Origin of the sequence: Undibacterium sp. Ji50W (genome assembly GCF_049340445.1) — a bacterium.
In the GTDB taxonomy this organism is placed as follows: Bacteria; Pseudomonadota; Gammaproteobacteria; order Burkholderiales; family Burkholderiaceae_D; genus Undibacterium.
In genome coordinates this window covers 1-294 of the sequence record NZ_JBMPOX010000087.1, presented here as the reverse complement: position 1 = coordinate 294, position 294 = coordinate 1, and the positions used below count along the sequence as shown (strand labels likewise).

General features: G+C 54.1%; 1 protein-coding gene. It reads right to left on the bottom strand.

From position 1 onward, the window contains the following. The coding region (locus ACO0K9_RS28140; protein WP_422990715.1) for a hypothetical protein at positions 1-294 on the bottom strand (294 nt) is incomplete at both ends.

Sequence of the window (294 nt, the reverse complement as noted above, 5' to 3'; positions counted from 1 at the left end):
TCAGGGTATTGGAGACGCCGGTACCGGTCAGTTGGTCTTCGTCTTGCAGGCTGTTGATACGGGCATTGCCGCCTGGTGTGTAGACTTGTGGGGCTGTGAATGTTTCGCCGGAAACAATGTCAGTACCGTTGGTCAATACGATTTGGGAACCTGGGCTGTTGGTGACAATCGCTGCGATGGTCGTGTCAACGGTGGTTTGTGCTGTGGCCAGTGTGGCTGCATCAACGACTTTGCTCAGCCATACTTTGGCTGTGGCGTTGGCATCAACACCTGCGTAGGCAGTGATTTCTTTGG